The sequence below is a fragment of the Streptomyces polyasparticus genome (assembly GCF_014493765.1).
Classification (GTDB): Bacteria; Actinomycetota; Actinomycetes; order Streptomycetales; family Streptomycetaceae; genus Streptomyces; species Streptomyces polyasparticus.
The window spans coordinates 387,627-403,328 of the sequence record NZ_JACTVJ010000006.1; the positions used below are offsets into that span (position 1 = coordinate 387,627).

Consider the following 15,702-nt stretch of genomic DNA (forward strand, 5'->3'; position numbering starts at 1 on the left):
AGGCTGACGGCGAGCCCGAGCAGGGTCTGAAGTCCGAAGGGTTCGCCGAACATGAGCGCGCCCCAGACCGCCGTGACCGGAGCCATGAGGAACATGAGCGTGTTGACCTCGGTGACGCCGCGGCGTCGCAGGATCAGCCAGTACAGCCCGTAACCCCCGAAGGTCGACAGCGCCACGAGCCAGGCGACCGCACCCCAGAAGGCCCACTCGGCGGGCGGCAGCGCCTCCCCGGTGACCAGCGCAAGTGCCGTGAAGACCACGGCACTTGTGGCGCAGTGGACGGTCAGCGACAGCGAGGGCGCGACCGGCGCCCGGGTGCGGCTCTCCAGGAATGTGGCGGCCACGAGGGAGAGCATCCCGATCAGCGGCACGAGATACGCCCACCATGCGACACCGCTGCCCGCCGTCGCGTCGGCCAGGGTGACGATGGCGACGCCGCCCATGCCCAGGCCGAGACCGAGCCACTGCCGGCGTGAGACGTACTGGTGGAGCAGCGGCCCGGCGAGAGCACCCGCGACCAGGGGCTGCACGCCGTCGATCAGTGCGGTGGTGCCGCTGGCCACGCCGAGCTGGATCGCGGAGTAGACGGTCAGCAGATAGCCGCTCTGCGACAGCACCCCGATCAGGGCCTGTCGGCCGAGGTCACGGGCCGGCAGCCGCGCCCGGCCGTGGAGCACGACGACCGCCACGAGCAGCACGGCCAGCGGAAGGAAACGCCACATGAGGATCGTGATCGCCGACGCGCTGCCCGCGCCGAGCTTGGCCCCGATGAAGCCGGAGCTCCAGCACAGGACGAAGGCGGTCGAGAGCAGGATGTTCATCACCGGCCTCCAGTAAACAGATCGGTATACTCAACTCCACTATACAGATCGGTATACCTTGGGGGCATGGGTGCGAGTGTCGAGGCGATGGGCGTGAGTGACATGGTGATGGGCGAGAACGAGGGCCCCCGGCGGATCGCGCTGACCCCCGCCGCGCGGCGGGCGCTCGAGGCGGCCGGGCGGCTGTTCTACGAGCGCGGTATCCACGCCGTCGGGGTCGATCTGATCGCCGCCGAGGCCGGGGTGACGAAGAAGACCCTCTATGACCGGTTCGGCTCCAAGGAGCAGATCGTCGTGGAGTACCTGGCCGACCGCGACGAGCGCTGGCGGGCCTTCCTGGCCGAACGCCTCGACGTCCCGGACCGTGAACTGCCCGCGCGTGAGCGCGTCCTGGCCGTGTTCGACGCCTCGCGGGCCTGGGCTCTGGAGCACAGCTCCAAGGGCTGCAGCATGGTCAACGCGCACGCGGAGATCAGCGACCCGGCCCACCCCGCGTACCCGGTCATCGCCGGACAGAAGCAGTGGATGCTTGGGCTCTTCACCGGCCTCGGCGCCGAGATCGCACCGGACCGTGCCGAGCACCTCGGCAGGACGCTCATGCTGCTGCACGAGGGCGCCCTCGTGGCCCATGGGCTGGGCATCTTCGACGACCCCATCGGCCACGCCCGCGAAGAGGCGCGTGCGCTCGTGTCGACGGGGGGCGTATAAAAATAAGCGCTTGCTCGGAAACCCTTGTCTTCGCCCCTGCCCGTTCCTAACATCACTGATGTTACAGCGGTTGTGTCACATGCGGAGCAGACGGAAAACTGACCGAGCGGGCCGCATCCCCGCGACAACTCACCAGCGGACGCAGGGGGTTCGATGGCAGGGAACGGCCCACTCGATGGGGTACGGGTAGTCGAGCTGGCGGGGATCGGGCCCGGCCCGTTCGCCGCGATGCTGCTCGCCGATCTCGGCGCGGATGTCGTACGGATCGACCGGCCGGGCGGCGCGGGGCTCGCCATCAAGCCCGCGTTCGACGTGACGAACCGCAACAAACGGTCCGTCGTAGTCGACCTCAAGGACGAGCACGGCCCGGCCAAGGTCCTCGACCTGGTCGACCGGGCCGACATCCTCATCGAGGGCTACCGTCCCGGCGTCGCCGAACGCCTCGGCGTCGGCCCCGAGCAGTGCCACGCCCGCAATCCCCGCCTGGTGTACGGCCGGATGACCGGCTGGGGCCAGGAGGGCCCGCTCGCCCAGCGCGCCGGGCACGACATCGCGTACATCGCCATCACCGGCGCACTCGGCATGATCGGGAAGCCGGACGAGCCGCCCGCGATCCCCGCGAACCTCGTCGGCGACTATGCGGGCGGTTCCCTCTATCTCGTCGTCGGCGTGCTGGCCGCACTGCAGCACGCCCGCGCCACCGGCGAGCGCCAGGTCGTCGACGCCGCCATCGTGGACGGCACCGCCCATCTGTCCGGGATGATCCACGGGATGATGGCGGCCGGCGGCTGGCAGGACCGCAGGGGCGCCAATCTGCTCGACGGCGGCTGCCCGTTCTACGGCACGTACGAGACGTCGGACGGCGGCCACATGGCCGTCGGCGCTCTGGAGCAGCAGTTCTACGAGGAGTTCGTGACGCTGCTCGGCATCGCGGACCAGGCGCCGCCGCGCAAGGACCTCGCGCGCTGGGGCGAGCTGCGCACGGCGATCGAGGCGCAGTTCAGGACCCGCACCAGGGACGAGTGGACGGCCGTCTTCGAGGACTCCGACGCCTGTGTGGCCCCCGTCCTGTCGCTGCGCGAGGCGCCGGACCATCCGCACCTCAAGGAACGCGGCACCTTCGTGGACCACTCGGGCATCGTCCAGCCCGCCCCCGCGCCGCGTTTCTCAGCGACACCCGGGACCGTACGGACGGGGCCCTCGCTGCCCGGCGCGCACACCGAAGAAGTAGCCCGGGACTGGGGCGTCCAGAGCCTGGCGAGCGACGACGACAAGGAGCAGGCATGACCTCCCCCTCGGGCATGACCACCCCCTCGGGAATGGAGCGCAGGCTCTACGGCGAGGAGCACGAGGCCTTCCGTACGACCGTCCGCACCTTCCTCGAACGCGAGGTGATCCCGCACCACGAGCAGTGGGAGAAGGACGGCATCGTCTCCCGCGACGCCTGGCGCGCGGCCGGCAAGCAGGGCCTCCTCGGTCTCGCGGTGCCCGAGGAGTACGGAGGCGGCGGGAACACCGACTTCCGCTTCTCGGCCGTCCTCGCCGAGGAGTTCACCCGCGCCGGAGCCTCCGGGCTCGCGGTCGGTCTGCACAACGACATCATCGGCCCGTATCTGACCTCGCTGGCCACCGAGGAGCAGAAGCGCCGCTGGCTGCCCGGCTTCTGCTCCGGCGAGATCATCACCGCGATCGCGATGACCGAGCCCGGCGCCGGCTCGGACCTCCAGGGCATCAAGACGCACGCCGAGGACCGCGGCGACCACTGGGTGCTCAACGGCTCGAAGACCTTCATCTCCAACGGAATCCTCGCCGACCTGGTGATCGTCGTCGCCCGAACGACGCCCGAGGGCGGTGCCAAGGGCCTCTCGCTGCTTGTGGTCGAGCGCGGCATGGAGGGCTTCGAGCGCGGCCGCAACCTCGACAAGATCGGCCAGAAGGCCCAGGACACGGCCGAGTTGTTCTTCCGGGACGTCAAGGTCCCCAAGGAGAACCTGCTCGGCGATCTCAACGGCGCCTTCCTGCACCTGATGACCAACCTCGCCCAGGAACGCATGGGCATCGCGGTCGCCGCCATCTCCGCGGCCGAGTACCTGCTCCAGATCACCATGGAGTACGTGCAGGAGCGCGAGGCCTTCGGGCGCAAGCTCGCCAAGCTGCAGCACATCCGCTTCGAGATCGCCGAGATGGCCACCGAGTGCGCCGTCACCCGTACGTTCCTCGACCGCTGCATCGAGGATCACACGAACGGGGTGCTCGACCATGTGCACGCCTCGATGGCCAAGTGGTGGGCCACCGAGCTGCAGAAGCGGGTCGCCGACCGCTGTCTCCAACTGCACGGCGGCTACGGCTATATGACGGAGTACCGCGTGGCGCGCGCCTTCACCGACGGCCGTATCCAGACCATCTACGGCGGGACCACCGAGATCATGAAGGAGATCATCGGCCGGTCGCTGCTGCCGTAGCAGGCAAGCTCTTCACACCCTCACCCCGCACCCCGGAAAGGCTTATCAGTGAGCACCGAAGCGTATGTCTACGACGCGATCCGCACCCCGCGCGGGCGCGGCAAGGCCAACGGGTCCCTGCACGGCACCAAGCCCATCGACCTCGTGACCGGCCTGATCAAGGAGATCCAGACCCGTAACCCGGAGCTCGACCCGGCCACGATCGACGACATCGTGCTCGGCGTGGTCGGCCCGGTCGGCGACCAGGGCTCCGACATCGCCCGGATCGCCGCGATCGCCGCGGGCCTTCCGGACACCGTCGCCGGCGTACAGGAGAACCGCTTCTGCGCCTCGGGTCTCGAAGCCGTCAACATGGCGGCGATGAAGGTCCGTTCGGGCTGGGAGGACCTGGTGCTCGCGGGCGGCGTCGAGTCCATGTCCCGTGTGCCGATGGCCTCGGACGGCGGCGCCTGGTTCGCCGACCCGATGACCAACTGGGACACCAACTTCGCCCCGCAGGGCATCGGCGCCGACCTCATCGCCACCATCGAGGGCTTCAGTCGCCGCGATGTCGACGAGTACGCGGCCCTGTCGCAGGAGCGCGCCGCGAACGCCATCAAGGAGGGCCGCTTCGAGCGCTCGGTGGTTCCCGTACGGGACCGCAGCGGCCTGACCGTGCTCGACCACGACGAGTTCCCGCGCCCCGGCACCACCGCCGACTCGCTCGCCAAGCTGAAGCCGTCCTTCGCGGACATCGGCGACCTCGGCGGCTTCGACGCGGTGGCGCTGCAGAAGTACCACTGGATCGAGAAGATCGACCACGTGCACCACGCCGGCAACTCCTCCGGCATCGTGGACGGCGCCTCGCTGGTCGCGATCGGCTCGAAGGAGGCGGGGGAGCGGAACGGTCTGACCCCGCGCGCCCGGATCGTCTCCGTCGCGGTCTCCGGCTCCGAACCGACCATCATGCTCACCGGGCCCGCTCCCGCCACGCGCAAGGCGCTCGCCAAGGCCGGTCTGACCATCGACGACATCGACCTCGTCGAGATCAACGAGGCCTTCGCGGCCGTCGTCCTGCGCTTCGTCAAGGACATGGGCCTGTCCCTCGACAAGGTCAACGTCAACGGCGGCGCCATCGCCCTCGGCCACCCCCTCGGCGCCACCGGCGCGATGATCCTCGGCACGCTCGTCGACGAACTGGAACGCCAGGACAAGCGCTACGGCCTCGCGACGCTGTGCGTCGGTGGCGGCATGGGCATCGCCACGATCGTGGAACGGGTCTGACGCCACGGAACGAGCCCGCCTGCGGAGATGAGATGACGCGCGCAGCGCGCATCTCAGGGGCGCGGGGAACTGCGCGAGCAACCCCGGACCACCCGCACCCGGCCACGAAGTCCGGCCGCCCTCCCCATTGGCCGCCGCACGCCGACGAGCCGCCCACGCCAGAGACTTGACGGAGACCGAACCATGACGCAGAGCACCACCATCCGCTGGGAGCAGGACGAGACCGGCATCGTCACGCTCGTCCTCGACGACCCCAACCAGTCCGCGAACACCATGAACCAGGCGTTCAAGGACTCCATCGCCGCGATCGCCGACCGCGCCGAGGCCGAGAAGGACTCGATCCGCGGCATCATCTACACCTCCGCGAAGAAGACCTTCTTCGCCGGCGGCGACCTCAAGGACATGATGAAGGCCGGCCCCGAGGACGCCCAGCGCGTCTTCGAGACCGGCACCGGCATCAAGGCCTCGCTGCGCCGCATCGAGACCCTCGGCAAGCCCGTCGTCGCGGCCATCAACGGCGCCGCGCTCGGCGGCGGTTACGAGATCGCCCTCGCCAGCCACCACCGCATCGCGCTCGACGCCCCCGGCTCCAAGATCGGTCTGCCCGAGGTCACCCTCGGTCTGCTGCCCGCGGGCGGCGGCGTGACCCGCACCGTACGCCTGATGGGTATCGCGGACGCGCTGCTGAAGGTGCTGCTGCAGGGCACGCAGTACAGCCCGCAGCGCGCCCTGGACAACGGTCTCGTCCATGAAGTCGCGGCCACCCGCGAGGAGATGATCGAGAAGGCCCGCGCCTTCATCGAGGCCAACCCCGAGTCCCAGCAGCCCTGGGACAAGCCCGGCTACCGCATCCCCGGCGGCACCCCGGCGAACCCCAAGTTCGCCGCGAACCTGCCGGCCTTCCCGGCCAACCTGAAGAAGCAGCTGAGCGGCGCGCCCTACCCGGCCCCGCGCAACATCCTCGCTGCCGCGGTCGAGGGCTCGCAGGTCGACTTCGACAACGCCCTGGTCATCGAGGCCCGTTACTTCACCGAGCTGGTCACGGGCCAGACCGCGAAGAACATGATCCAGGCCTTCTTCTTCGACCTCCAGGCCGTCAACTCCGGCGCCAACCGCCCCAAGGACATCGAGCCCCGCAAGGTCCGCAAGGTCGCCGTGCTCGGCGCGGGCATGATGGGCGCGGGGATCGCCTACTCCTGCGCCCGCGCCGGCATCGAGGTCGTCCTGAAGGACGTCTCGGCCGAGTCCGCCGCCAAGGGCAAGGGCTACTCGGAGAAGCTCTGCGAGAAGGCGGTGAAGCGGGGCCGTACGACCCAGGAGAAGGCCGACGCGCTGCTCGCCCTGATCACGCCCACCGCCGACCCGGCCGACCTCGCGGGCTGCGACGCGGTGATCGAGGCGGTCTTCGAGGACCCGGCGCTCAAGCACAAGGTGTTCCAGGAGATCCAGCACATCGTCGAGCCCGACGCGCTGCTCTGCTCCAACACCTCGACCCTGCCGATCACGGCGCTGGCCGAAGGTGTGGAGCGCCAGGACGACTTCATCGGTCTGCACTTCTTCTCGCCCGTCGACAAGATGCCGCTCGTCGAGATCATCAAGGGCGAGCGCACGGGCGAGGAAGCCCTCGCGCGCGCCTTCGATCTCGTACGGCAGATCAACAAGACCCCGATCGTGGTCAACGACTCCCGCGGCTTCTTCACCTCGCGTGTCATCGGCCACTTCATCAACGAGGGCGTGGCGATGGTCGGCGAGGGCATCGAGCCCGCGTCCGTCGAACAGGCCGCGGCCCAGGCCGGCTACCCGGCGAAGGTGCTCTCGCTCCTGGACGAGCTGACGTTCACGCTGCCGCGCAAGATCCGCGAGGAGACGCGGCAGGCGCTCGCGGCCGAGGGCATCGAGATGCCGGTGCACCCCGCCGAGGCGGTCATCGACCGGATGATCGACGAGTTCGGGCGCAAGGGCCGCTCCTCCGGCGCCGGCTTCTACGAGTACGGCGAGGACGGCAAGCGCGGGCTGCTCTGGCCGGGCCTGCGCGAGCACTTCACCAAGTCGGGGTACGAGATCCCGTTCCGCGACATGCAGGAGCGGATGCTGTTCTCCGAGGCCCTCGACACCGTGCGGCTCCTCGAAGAGGGCGTCCTGACCTCGGTGGCCGACGCCAACATCGGCTCGATCTTCGGCATCGGCTTCCCGGGCTGGACCGGCGGTGTGCTCCAGTACATCAACGGCTACGAGGGCGGCCTGCCCGGATTCGTCGCCCGCGCCCACGAGTTGGCGGACCGCTACGGCGACCGCTTCCTGCCGCCGGCCCTCCTGGTGGAGAAGGCCGAGAAGGGTGAGCGCTTCTCGGACAAGTAGGACCCGCCGCCGGTATGGGAGGCTCGCCTGCCTCCCGTACCGGCGCGGCTGTCCTGACCGGATCGTTCCGGTGCCGGCCCGGATCGAGCCTGGAGAGGCGAGGCGGCCCCAGCTCAGAATGGGTGCATGAGCCGAGCGCTGATCGTCATCGATGTCCAGGAATCGTTCCGAGCCCGCCCCCTGTGGGACGCGATCGGCAACCCGAAGATCGCGGACCCCGTGAACCGCCTCGTCCGTGCCGCCCGCACGGCGGGCGACCGGGTCGTCTGGGTGCTGCACGAAGAGCCCGGGTCGGGCGGGGTCTTCGATCCGGCCGAGGGACATGTCCGCCTCCTCGACGAGCTGGAGCGGCCGGCCGCCGGCGAACCGGTGCTCCGCAAGACCTCGCACAACGCGTTCACCACCACGAACCTTCAGCAGCTGCTCACCGAAGCGGGCATCACCGAACTGTGGGTGTGCGGCATCCGCGCCGAGCAGTGCGTGGAGACCACCACCCGCGTCGGCAGCGACCTCGGCTACCGCATGGTGTTCGTGAAGGACGCCGTGACGACCGACAACGACACCGGTTACAGCCCCGAGGAACTCATCGCCCGCACCGAGGCGGTGCTGCGCGGCCGCTTCGCACGGATCACCACCGTCGCCGACTACGAGACCGAGAACGACCTGGCAGCATCGTCCGCGTGAACCGCGTCGTCTTCCTGCTCCTGCCCGGAGTCCTTCTGCTCGACCTGGCCGGGCCCGCCCAGGCCTTCGGTCTGGCAGGGGACTTCGGGCATCCCTACGAGCTGGCGTATGTCGCCGAGGAAGCCCCGGTGGCCAGCGCCCAAGGACTGCCCCTCGCCGCCGGCACGCAGTGGCCCGAGCCGGCCGCCGACGACCTGATCATGGTGCCGGGCTGGCGCTCGGACGCGCTGCGCCATCCGCCCGCGGCGAGCGAGGCCGTCCTGGAGCGACTGCGCGCGCACCATGCCGGCGGCGGCACCGTGGCCAGCGTCTGCGCGGGCGCCGAACTGCTCGGCCGGGCAGGCCTGTTGGACGGCCGCCGCTGCACCACGCACCACGACCTGCAGGACGCGCTGGCCCGCCGGTACCCGAGGGCGACGGTCGTACGCGATGTCCTGTTCACGACCGACGACCGGGTGGTCACCTCCGCCGGCATCGCCAGCGGCATCGACCTCGCCCTGCATCTGCTCGCGCAGCGCCACGGCCCGGCGCTCGCCGCGCGCGTGGCCCGCAGCATGGTCGTCTACGCCCGCCGCAACGGCGACGCACCGCAGGCCAGCGCCATGCTGCGGCTGCGCTCCCACCTCGACGACACCGTCCACCGCGTCCAGGACCACATCGACGCGCACTATGCGCAGACGCTGCCGCTCGCCACCCTGGCCGCGAAGGCAGGCGTCAGCGAGCGCACCCTGACGCGGATGTTCCACCGCGCCACCGACGGCCTGACACCCCTGCGCTACCAGCAGACCCTGCGCCTGGAACGCGCCGAGCACCTGATCGGCCAGGGCGAAACCGTGGAGGCCGCGGCCCGCGCCGTCGGCTTCGACGACGCCCGGATGCTCCGCCGCCTGCGCAGCCGCGGGGTGGGCGCAAAGGCCTGACCGCAGCGGCCTGTCGGGTACCGGCTAAAGCCCCTTCAGGACTCGCTCGAGAGCCGCCCGGCCCGCGGGCCCCCAGTGAGGCTTGCCGCCGGGCAGTCCCCGGTCTCCGTTCTGACCCATCAGCATCAGGAACAGGCTCTTCTGCGCGGCCAGTCCCCGTGCGCGCCGTACGGTCGCCTCGTCCGCCTGTGCGTACCGGTCGAAGAAGCGTGCGGCGGCACCCTCGGGAAGGAGCAGCCACGCGGCCGCGAGGTCCCAGGCCGGGTCGCCGGCGGACACGTCGCCGAAGTCGATGATGCCGGCGAGGGTGCCGTCCGCGACGACGACGTTCGCGGGATGCAGATCGCCGTGGACCCACACGGGCGGGCCCGTCCACTCGGCAGCCGCGACCGCGTCGTCCCACACGGCCCGAAGGGCGTCCTCGGAGAATCCGGCGAGGTCCGTGGCGCCCAGGAAGTGTTCGAAGCCCTCCGTGCACTCCTTGGGGTGAGCGCCGCGATCAGAGCCTTCCCGTGCCTCGGCCGGCGCCTCCACATGCAGCGCCTCGAGGAAGCCGGCCAGGGAGTCGGCCGCGTGGTCCCCGCGGGTGATGGTCCCGTGGTCGAGGGGCGTCCCCGCGACCCAGGTCATCACGGTCCAGATCTTGGGGAAGCGCTCGGACGGCGCGCCGTTGCGCACCGGCACCGGGATCGGCAGCGGCAGGCGCGCGGCCAGGTCCGGCAGCCACCGGCGCTCCTTGAGCTGCAGGGACGGGCTGGTGTCCATGCGCTGCATCCGGACTGCCAACTCGTCCCCGAGACGCCACATCTGGTTGCCCCAACCCCCCTCGACCTCGCGGATCGGCAGGTGGGCCAGGTCGGGGTGCTGATCCCGCAGCAGCGCGCGGACCAGCTCCTCGCTGATCTCCCTCTCGGACTCGATCATGAGGAGAGAACCTACGTGACGCAGGCGGCCCCGGCCATGTCCTTCGGGGAACCAGTTCCCGGGTCAGTGCCCTCAAGCGGTCCCGGCATCGCTGTCGGCCGAGCGCCGCACGTGTGCCAGGGGATCGGCGTCCTGCTCCCCGTCCGTACCGTCCACGTACCGCCGCCGCAGCTCGTCCTTGAGCGACCGCTGGAACGCCGTGACCAGCGCTTGCACCACCATCGGCTTCATGTCCGCCGATAGCGCCTTCATCGCCTCGACCGCCTCCGGGCCCGGTTCGCGCTCGCGGTAGGGCGCCCACACCTCGTCCTGGAACAGCCGCGTCAGCTCCTTGGCCGCCTGCCGCGAGTGCTTCAGCATCACATCGCGCGCGGCCAGGATCGTGTCCTGCGCGATCGGTACGTCGAGCAGCCGCAGCCCCAGGTGCAGCAGCCCCGGGTCGATACGGAAGGTGTCGGGGTCCTCCGTACGCTCAAGGACGCTCATCGCGGCGAGCCGGTCGATGTCCGACTCCGTGACCGAGCCGCCCGCTCGCCGGGCCAGCTGCTCACGGCTCATCTCGGTGGCGCCCTCGGGGATCCAACTCGCCACCAGGGCCCGGTGGATGGCCAGATCGTGGGCCGTCATGTCGGGCGGCAGCTGCTCCATGTAGCGCTCGATCGCCGCGAGCGTCAGACCGTGGTGCTGCAGCTCCTCGATCAGCGCGAGCCGCGACAGATGCGCCGCCCCGTAGCGCCCCACGCGGCGCGGCCCGATCGACGGCGGCGGCAGCAGCCCGCGGGTGCTGTAGAAGCGGACGGTGCGCACCGTGACCCCGGCGCGGGCGGCCAACTCGTCGACGGTGAGGGAGGGTTCGTACCCGCCGGACGTCCGCTCCCGTCCGAGCTGCCCCTCGGCCTGGGTGGTCATTGCTCGCAGCCTCGCTTCCCGCCTCGTTCCGTGCCCGGGCGCTTCCGCGGCCCGGCACCTTGCACCAATGCGGTGCAACAGTATTGCTGTCTCACCTGAAGTGGCGAGATGTAACGGTGTAGGTCGCGCAGTATTGCTGTCTCACCACCCCTGTGAAACGGTCCGGGACAATGCCCGACGGACAGGGGGCCGCCATGAGCAAGATCCTGCGCCTACCCGGAGCACCCGAGGAGCTGACTCTCCCCGCACTTCTCCTGCGCAACGCCGAGGACCACGGCGACCGGCCCGCACTCTCCTGGCGCGCGGGCGACGGCTGGTCGACGCTCACCTGGACCGAGGTCCGCCGTCACGTGACCGAGCTGGCCGCCGGATACGCGCAGTTCGGCGTCGGCCGCGGCGACCACGTCCTGATGATGATGGGCAACCGGCCCGAACACTGGCTGTCCGACCTCGCCCTCACCCACCTCGGCGCCGTCCCTGTCTCGGTGTACAACACCGCCGCCCCCGGCCAGATCGCCCACATCGCCCGGCACAGCCGCGCTCGTCTCGCGGTGATCGAGGGCGAGCGGGAGATCGGCCGCTGGGCGCCGCTCCTGGACGGAACCGCCCTGGAGCGCCTGGTCGTCGTCGAGCCCGAGGCGGCCGCGGACCACACCCCGTACGGCGAAGTCCTGGCAGCGGGCCACGACGGGGACGCCTTCGAGAAGGCCTGGCGCGAGATCCGCCCGGCCGACCCGCTGACCGTCGTGTACACCTCCGGCACGACCGGCGACCCCAAGGGCGTCCGCATCACGCACCGCAACGTGATCCGCAACGCGCTCGCGCTCGACGCCGTCGTGGAACTGCCGGACCACGCCGAGCACATCTCGTATCTCCCCTTCGCGCATATAGCGGAGCGCATGCTCGGGATCTATCTGCCGGTCTTCCGCGCCGCCCACGTCCACCTCTGCCCGGACCCCGCCCACCTGGCGCCGACGGTGCGCGAGCTGCGGCCGGTGCAGTTCTTCGGCGTTCCCCGGGTGTGGGAGAAGCTCGCGGCCGCCGTACGGGCGATGCTCGCGCAGGCGCCGCCGGAGCGGCGGCGGGCGATCGAGAAGGCCTGCGACACCGCACGCGCGCATCTCGCCCACCGCGAGAAGGGCGAGCCGGTGCCAGGCCCGCTGGATGCCGCGTACCGGCATGTGAAGAAGCATGTGCTCGACCCGATCCTCGCCCTCGCCGGTTTCGACCGGCTCCTGTGGACCGCGAGCGCCTCGGCACCCATGCCGCCGGACGTGATGCGGTTCTGGGCCGGCTTCGGGCTCACGATCATGGACGCCTGGGGTCTCACCGAGACCGTCGGCGTCGCCACCACCAACAGCCCGGGCGCCTTCCGGCTCGGTTCGGTGGGGCGGCCGGTCCAGGGGGTGGAGGTCCGTATCGCCGAGGACGGCGAGATCCTCGTACGCGGCGGCACCGTCTTCGACGGCTATCTCCAGGCCGACGGATCGGTGGCGGATGCCTGCGACGCGGAGGGCTGGTTCGCGACCGGGGACATCGGGCGGCTCGACGAGGACGGCTATCTCTGGCTCACCGACCGCAAGAAGGAAATGATCATCACCTCGACGGGCAAGAACGTCTCGCCCGCCCTCGTCGAGAACACCCTCAAGGGGCACCCGCTGATCGGCCAGGCCCTCGCGTACGGCGACGGCCGCTCGTACCTCGTGGCGCTGCTCGTCCTCGATCCGGACACCTTCCCGCTCTGGGCCGAGGAGCACGGCGTACCGGCCGATCCGCGGGAGCCGGCCGTACGCGAGGAGATCGAGCAGGCCGTGGCCGCGGCCAACGAGCGCCTCAGCAGTACCGAGCAGATCAAGCGCTTCGAGATCCTGGGGGAGGAGTGGGGGCCGGAGACGGGGGAGCTGACGCCGTCCCTCAAGCTGCGGCGACGAGTGATCACAGAGCGGTACAGGGCGGACATCGAGCAGCTGTACAGCCCCTGATCACCATGTGAGATGTTCCGCTCTGTGAACTGCGCCACCGCTTGATCGATCAGGTGTGGGTAAAGGTGTGCCATGGTCCGTGCCGCGTCAGGGGTGGCACGGACTTTGCACTGTCCCCCCACGGAGAGTTGAACAGCGCGTGAGCAAGGAAGCCGTCACCGCGGCACAGGAGGCACCCCGCACGGTCGCCTCCGACGTGCCCGCCGATGCAGGCGACGCGGGATACAGCAAGGACCTCAAGGCCCGCCACATCAACATGATCGCTATCGGTGGAGCGATCGGCACCGGCCTCTTCCTCGGAGCGGGTGGCCGCCTCAACTCGGCCGGACCGGGTCTCGCCCTCGCCTACCTGGTGTGCGGCATCTTCGCGTTCTTCGTGGTGCGCGCGCTCGGCGCGATGGTCGTCTACCGGCCCTCGTCCGGTTCGTTCGTCTCGTACGCGCGTGAGTTCCTCGGCGAGAAGGGTGCCTACGTCGCGGGCTGGGCGTACTTCCTCAACTGGTCGACGACCGGTATCGCCGACATCACGGCGATCGCGATGTACACGCATTACTGGAGCTTCTTCACCGACATACCCCAGTGGGTGCTCGCGCTGATCGCCCTTGCGATCGTGCTCGCCATCAACCTCATCTCCGTGAAGATCTTCGGTGAGATGGAGTTCTGGTTCTCGATCATCAAGGTCGCGGCCCTCGTGATCTTCATGCTGATCGGCATCTTCCTGCTCGTCACGCAGCACGAGGTCGGCGGCGGGACCCCCGGCCTGCACGTGATCACCGACAACGGCGGCCTCTTCCCGTCCGGCATGATGCCCGTCGTCATCGTCATGACCGGCGTCGTCTTCGCGTACGCCTCGCTCGAACTGGTCGGCGTCGCGGCGGGCGAGACCGCCGAGCCGCAGAAGATCGTGCCCCGCGCGGTGAACTCGATCATGTGGCGCGTCGGTGTCTTCTACGTCGGTTCCGTGGTCCTGCTCGCGCTGCTCATGCCGGGCTCCGCGTACTCCGGCGACGAGAGCCCCTTCGTCACCGTGCTCTCCTCCATCGGCGTCCCGGCCGCGGGCGACGTGATGAACCTCGTGGTCCTCACGGCCGCGATGTCCTCGCTGAACTCCGGTCTGTACTCCACGGGCCGCATCCTGCGCTCCATGGCGATGGCGGGCTCGGGCCCGGCCTTCACCGCGAAGATGAGCAAGAACAAGGTGCCCTACGGCGGCATCCTGCTCACCTCCGCCGTCTGCGTGCTCGGAGTCGGCCTGAACTTCCTGATGCCGGAGAAGGCCTTCGAGATCGTCCTCAACGTGGCGGCGCTCGGCATCATCACCACCTGGGTCACGATCATGCTCTGCCACATGGTGTTCCGGCGCCGGGCCGAGGCGGGTCTGATCCCGCTGCCGAAGTTCAAGCTGCCCGGCAGCCCGGTCACCGAGATCGTCACGATCGTCTTCCTGCTCACGGTGCTCGGCCTGATGTGGAAGGACGCCGAGATCGGCCGTCCGACCCTCTACCTGATCCCGGTCATCGCGCTCGCGCTCGTCGTCGGCTGGTACAAGGTCCGCGGCAAGGTCGCGGCCGGCGGCCTGGCCGCCGAGCAGTCGAAGTAACGTCACGCCACTGCGGCCGGTACCGCCCTGAGAAGGGCGGTACCGGCCGCAGCTGTTTTCATGACGCGGAGGCCGTCACCGGATAGTGGTCCGACAGATTCGTGTACGTGTAGGACGTCCCCCAACTCGTCACGGTCCAGGGCGCGGACTGCTCCTTGACCACGTGGTTCGTCCACCCCGCGGGCCGTGCGTGCCCGGCCCGGTGCAGCACGTAGTCCAGGTCCTCGCGCGGGTCGTCCGGGTAGCGCTCCTTGGCGATCGAGTTGTCCTGGGTGTCGAACGAGTACGGGTGCCCGGTCCGCGCGTCCGCGCCCACCAGGCCGCCGTCGGCGAGCATCGAGGCGTACTCGGCGCTGTGCGAGTCGACGTTCAGATCACCGGCGACGATGACCTGCTCGGACGCCGGGATCGCCTTGGCGTCCAGGAACGCGTCGATGTCCTTGAGCTGCTCGCTGCGCATCGCCGCGGCCTCGCCCGCATCGCAGCCGGGGTCGGTGGACTGCAGATGCGTCCCGACCACGTGCACCTTGCTGCCGTTCACGTCCAGGACCGCGTACGCGAAGCCCTTGTTGGACCACCAGTCCGCCCCGCAGGCGTCCGGGAAGACGTACTGCTCCTTGCGCAGCACCGGCCACTTGCTGTAGATCGTCACCCCGCCGTCCTCGGGTGTGGTCGTGGAGTAGTTGCCGCCCGTCGCGTCCCAGCCCGACTTGCTCCGGCCCACGACCGGCGTCTGGTGCGGATACTCGGCGCGCGCGCCGGCCGCGAGCGCGTCGGAGGCGGAGTTGTCGAAGGCCTCCTGGATCACGACCACGTCCTGGCCGCGGAAGAAGGAGGTCTTCGGGATCTGGGCCGCGCGGTGGTCCTGGCCCCAGTTGGGATACAGCGTCTTGCTGAAGAGAAAGGCGTTGTACGTGAGCACCTTGACGTCCGGCGCGGCTGCCGCGGCGGCGGGGGCCGGTGACATGGCGACCAGACCGGCGCCGGTCAGCAGCGCAGCCAGCGCGGCGGCGGACGTACGCGAGGTGCGAGAGGCGCGCGAGGCGCGAGAAGTGCGTGATGTGCTGGACA

The 15,702-nt window shown here is 69.9% G+C and carries 12 protein-coding genes and 1 pseudogene; 9 read left to right on the top strand and 4 right to left on the bottom strand.

The features are described 5' to 3' along the window. Nucleotides 1-41: 41 nt before the first annotated feature. Nucleotides 42-770, bottom strand: a pseudogene (locus H9Y04_RS13695) (DMT family transporter); the annotation flags it as partial. Nucleotides 771-929: 159 nt separating this feature from the next. On the opposite strand from H9Y04_RS13695, the gene H9Y04_RS13700 reads away from it, so the two are divergent. The 7 genes from H9Y04_RS13700 (at nucleotide 930) to H9Y04_RS13730 (ending at nucleotide 9,216) form a co-directional block, all read left to right on the top strand. Continuing rightward, complete coding sequence (locus H9Y04_RS13700) at nucleotides 930-1,529, top strand: TetR/AcrR family transcriptional regulator (RefSeq protein WP_187814435.1); 600 nt, start codon at nucleotides 930-932, stop codon at nucleotides 1,527-1,529. Between the two features lie 153 nt (nucleotides 1,530-1,682). Beyond that, nucleotides 1,683-2,816: a CaiB/BaiF CoA transferase family protein gene (locus tag H9Y04_RS13705; protein WP_187814088.1), complete on the top strand. Its 1,134-nt coding sequence runs from the start codon at nucleotides 1,683-1,685 to the stop codon at nucleotides 2,814-2,816. A gap of 32 nt (nucleotides 2,817-2,848) precedes the next feature. Further along, complete coding sequence (locus H9Y04_RS13710) at nucleotides 2,849-3,991, top strand: acyl-CoA dehydrogenase family protein (protein ID WP_187814436.1); 1,143 nt, start codon at nucleotides 2,849-2,851, stop codon at nucleotides 3,989-3,991. Nucleotides 3,992-4,039: 48 nt separating this feature from the next. Then, nucleotides 4,040-5,254: an acetyl-CoA C-acetyltransferase gene (locus H9Y04_RS13715; protein WP_187814089.1), complete on the top strand. Its 1,215-nt coding sequence runs from the start codon at nucleotides 4,040-4,042 to the stop codon at nucleotides 5,252-5,254. A 183-nt stretch (nucleotides 5,255-5,437) separates the two neighbouring features. Then, entirely contained in the window at nucleotides 5,438-7,612 is a 2,175-nt protein-coding gene (locus H9Y04_RS13720) for a 3-hydroxyacyl-CoA dehydrogenase NAD-binding domain-containing protein (RefSeq protein ID WP_187814090.1), read from the top strand. Nucleotides 7,613-7,738: 126 nt separating this feature from the next. Further along, nucleotides 7,739-8,296, top strand: coding sequence for a cysteine hydrolase family protein (locus H9Y04_RS13725; RefSeq protein WP_187814091.1), 558 nt, complete (start codon nucleotides 7,739-7,741; stop codon nucleotides 8,294-8,296). Beyond that, nucleotides 8,293-9,216 carry a GlxA family transcriptional regulator gene (locus tag H9Y04_RS13730; RefSeq protein WP_187814092.1) on the top strand — a complete coding sequence of 308 codons (924 nt, stop codon included), beginning with the start codon at nucleotides 8,293-8,295 and terminating at the stop codon, nucleotides 9,214-9,216. Before H9Y04_RS13725 ends, H9Y04_RS13730 begins: the two co-directional genes overlap by 4 nt. 24 nt (nucleotides 9,217-9,240) lie before the next feature. Here H9Y04_RS13730 and H9Y04_RS13735 read toward each other — a convergent pair whose 3' ends face one another. After that, a complete protein-coding gene (locus H9Y04_RS13735) occupies nucleotides 9,241-10,140 on the bottom strand; it encodes an aminoglycoside phosphotransferase family protein (protein WP_187814093.1) in 900 nt (299 codons plus the stop codon). 72 nt (nucleotides 10,141-10,212) lie between these two features. Further along, entirely contained in the window at nucleotides 10,213-11,049 is an 837-nt protein-coding gene (locus H9Y04_RS13740; protein ID WP_187814094.1) for a MerR family transcriptional regulator, read from the bottom strand. A gap of 194 nt (nucleotides 11,050-11,243) precedes the next feature. Between H9Y04_RS13740 and H9Y04_RS13745 the strand changes: the two genes are divergently transcribed. Both H9Y04_RS13745 and H9Y04_RS13750 read left to right on the top strand, forming a co-directional pair. After that, on the top strand, nucleotides 11,244-13,031 hold the full coding sequence (locus tag H9Y04_RS13745) for an AMP-dependent synthetase/ligase (RefSeq protein WP_187814095.1): 1,788 nt from the start codon (nucleotides 11,244-11,246) through the stop codon (nucleotides 13,029-13,031). Between the two features lie 139 nt (nucleotides 13,032-13,170). Continuing rightward, on the top strand, nucleotides 13,171-14,631 hold the full coding sequence (locus H9Y04_RS13750) for an amino acid permease (protein WP_187814096.1): 1,461 nt from the start codon (nucleotides 13,171-13,173) through the stop codon (nucleotides 14,629-14,631). Nucleotides 14,632-14,689: 58 nt separating this feature from the next. Here H9Y04_RS13750 and sph read toward each other — a convergent pair whose 3' ends face one another. Then, a complete protein-coding gene (gene sph, locus H9Y04_RS13755; protein WP_236070841.1) occupies nucleotides 14,690-15,634 on the bottom strand; it encodes a sphingomyelin phosphodiesterase in 945 nt (314 codons plus the stop codon). Nucleotides 15,635-15,702 lie beyond the last annotated feature (68 nt).

Bases quoted from the DNA above. Each gene is read 5' to 3' on its own strand.
- H9Y04_RS13725 (WP_187814091.1), top strand. From the start codon at position 7,739: ATGAGCCGAGCGCTGATCGTCATCGATGTCCAGGAATCGTTCCGAGCC.
- H9Y04_RS13735 (WP_187814093.1), bottom strand. From the start codon at position 10,140: ATGATCGAGTCCGAGAGGGAGATCAGCGAGGAGCTGGTCCGCGCGCTG.
- H9Y04_RS13740 (WP_187814094.1), bottom strand. From the start codon at position 11,049: ATGACCACCCAGGCCGAGGGGCAGCTCGGACGGGAGCGGACGTCCGGC.
- H9Y04_RS13705 (WP_187814088.1), top strand. From the start codon at position 1,683: ATGGCAGGGAACGGCCCACTCGATGGGGTACGGGTAGTCGAGCTGGCG.
- H9Y04_RS13745 (WP_187814095.1), top strand. From the start codon at position 11,244: ATGAGCAAGATCCTGCGCCTACCCGGAGCACCCGAGGAGCTGACTCTC.
- H9Y04_RS13710 (WP_187814436.1), top strand. From the start codon at position 2,849: ATGGAGCGCAGGCTCTACGGCGAGGAGCACGAGGCCTTCCGTACGACC.
- H9Y04_RS13720 (WP_187814090.1), top strand. From the start codon at position 5,438: ATGACGCAGAGCACCACCATCCGCTGGGAGCAGGACGAGACCGGCATC.
- H9Y04_RS13700 (WP_187814435.1), top strand. From the start codon at position 930: ATGGGCGAGAACGAGGGCCCCCGGCGGATCGCGCTGACCCCCGCCGCG.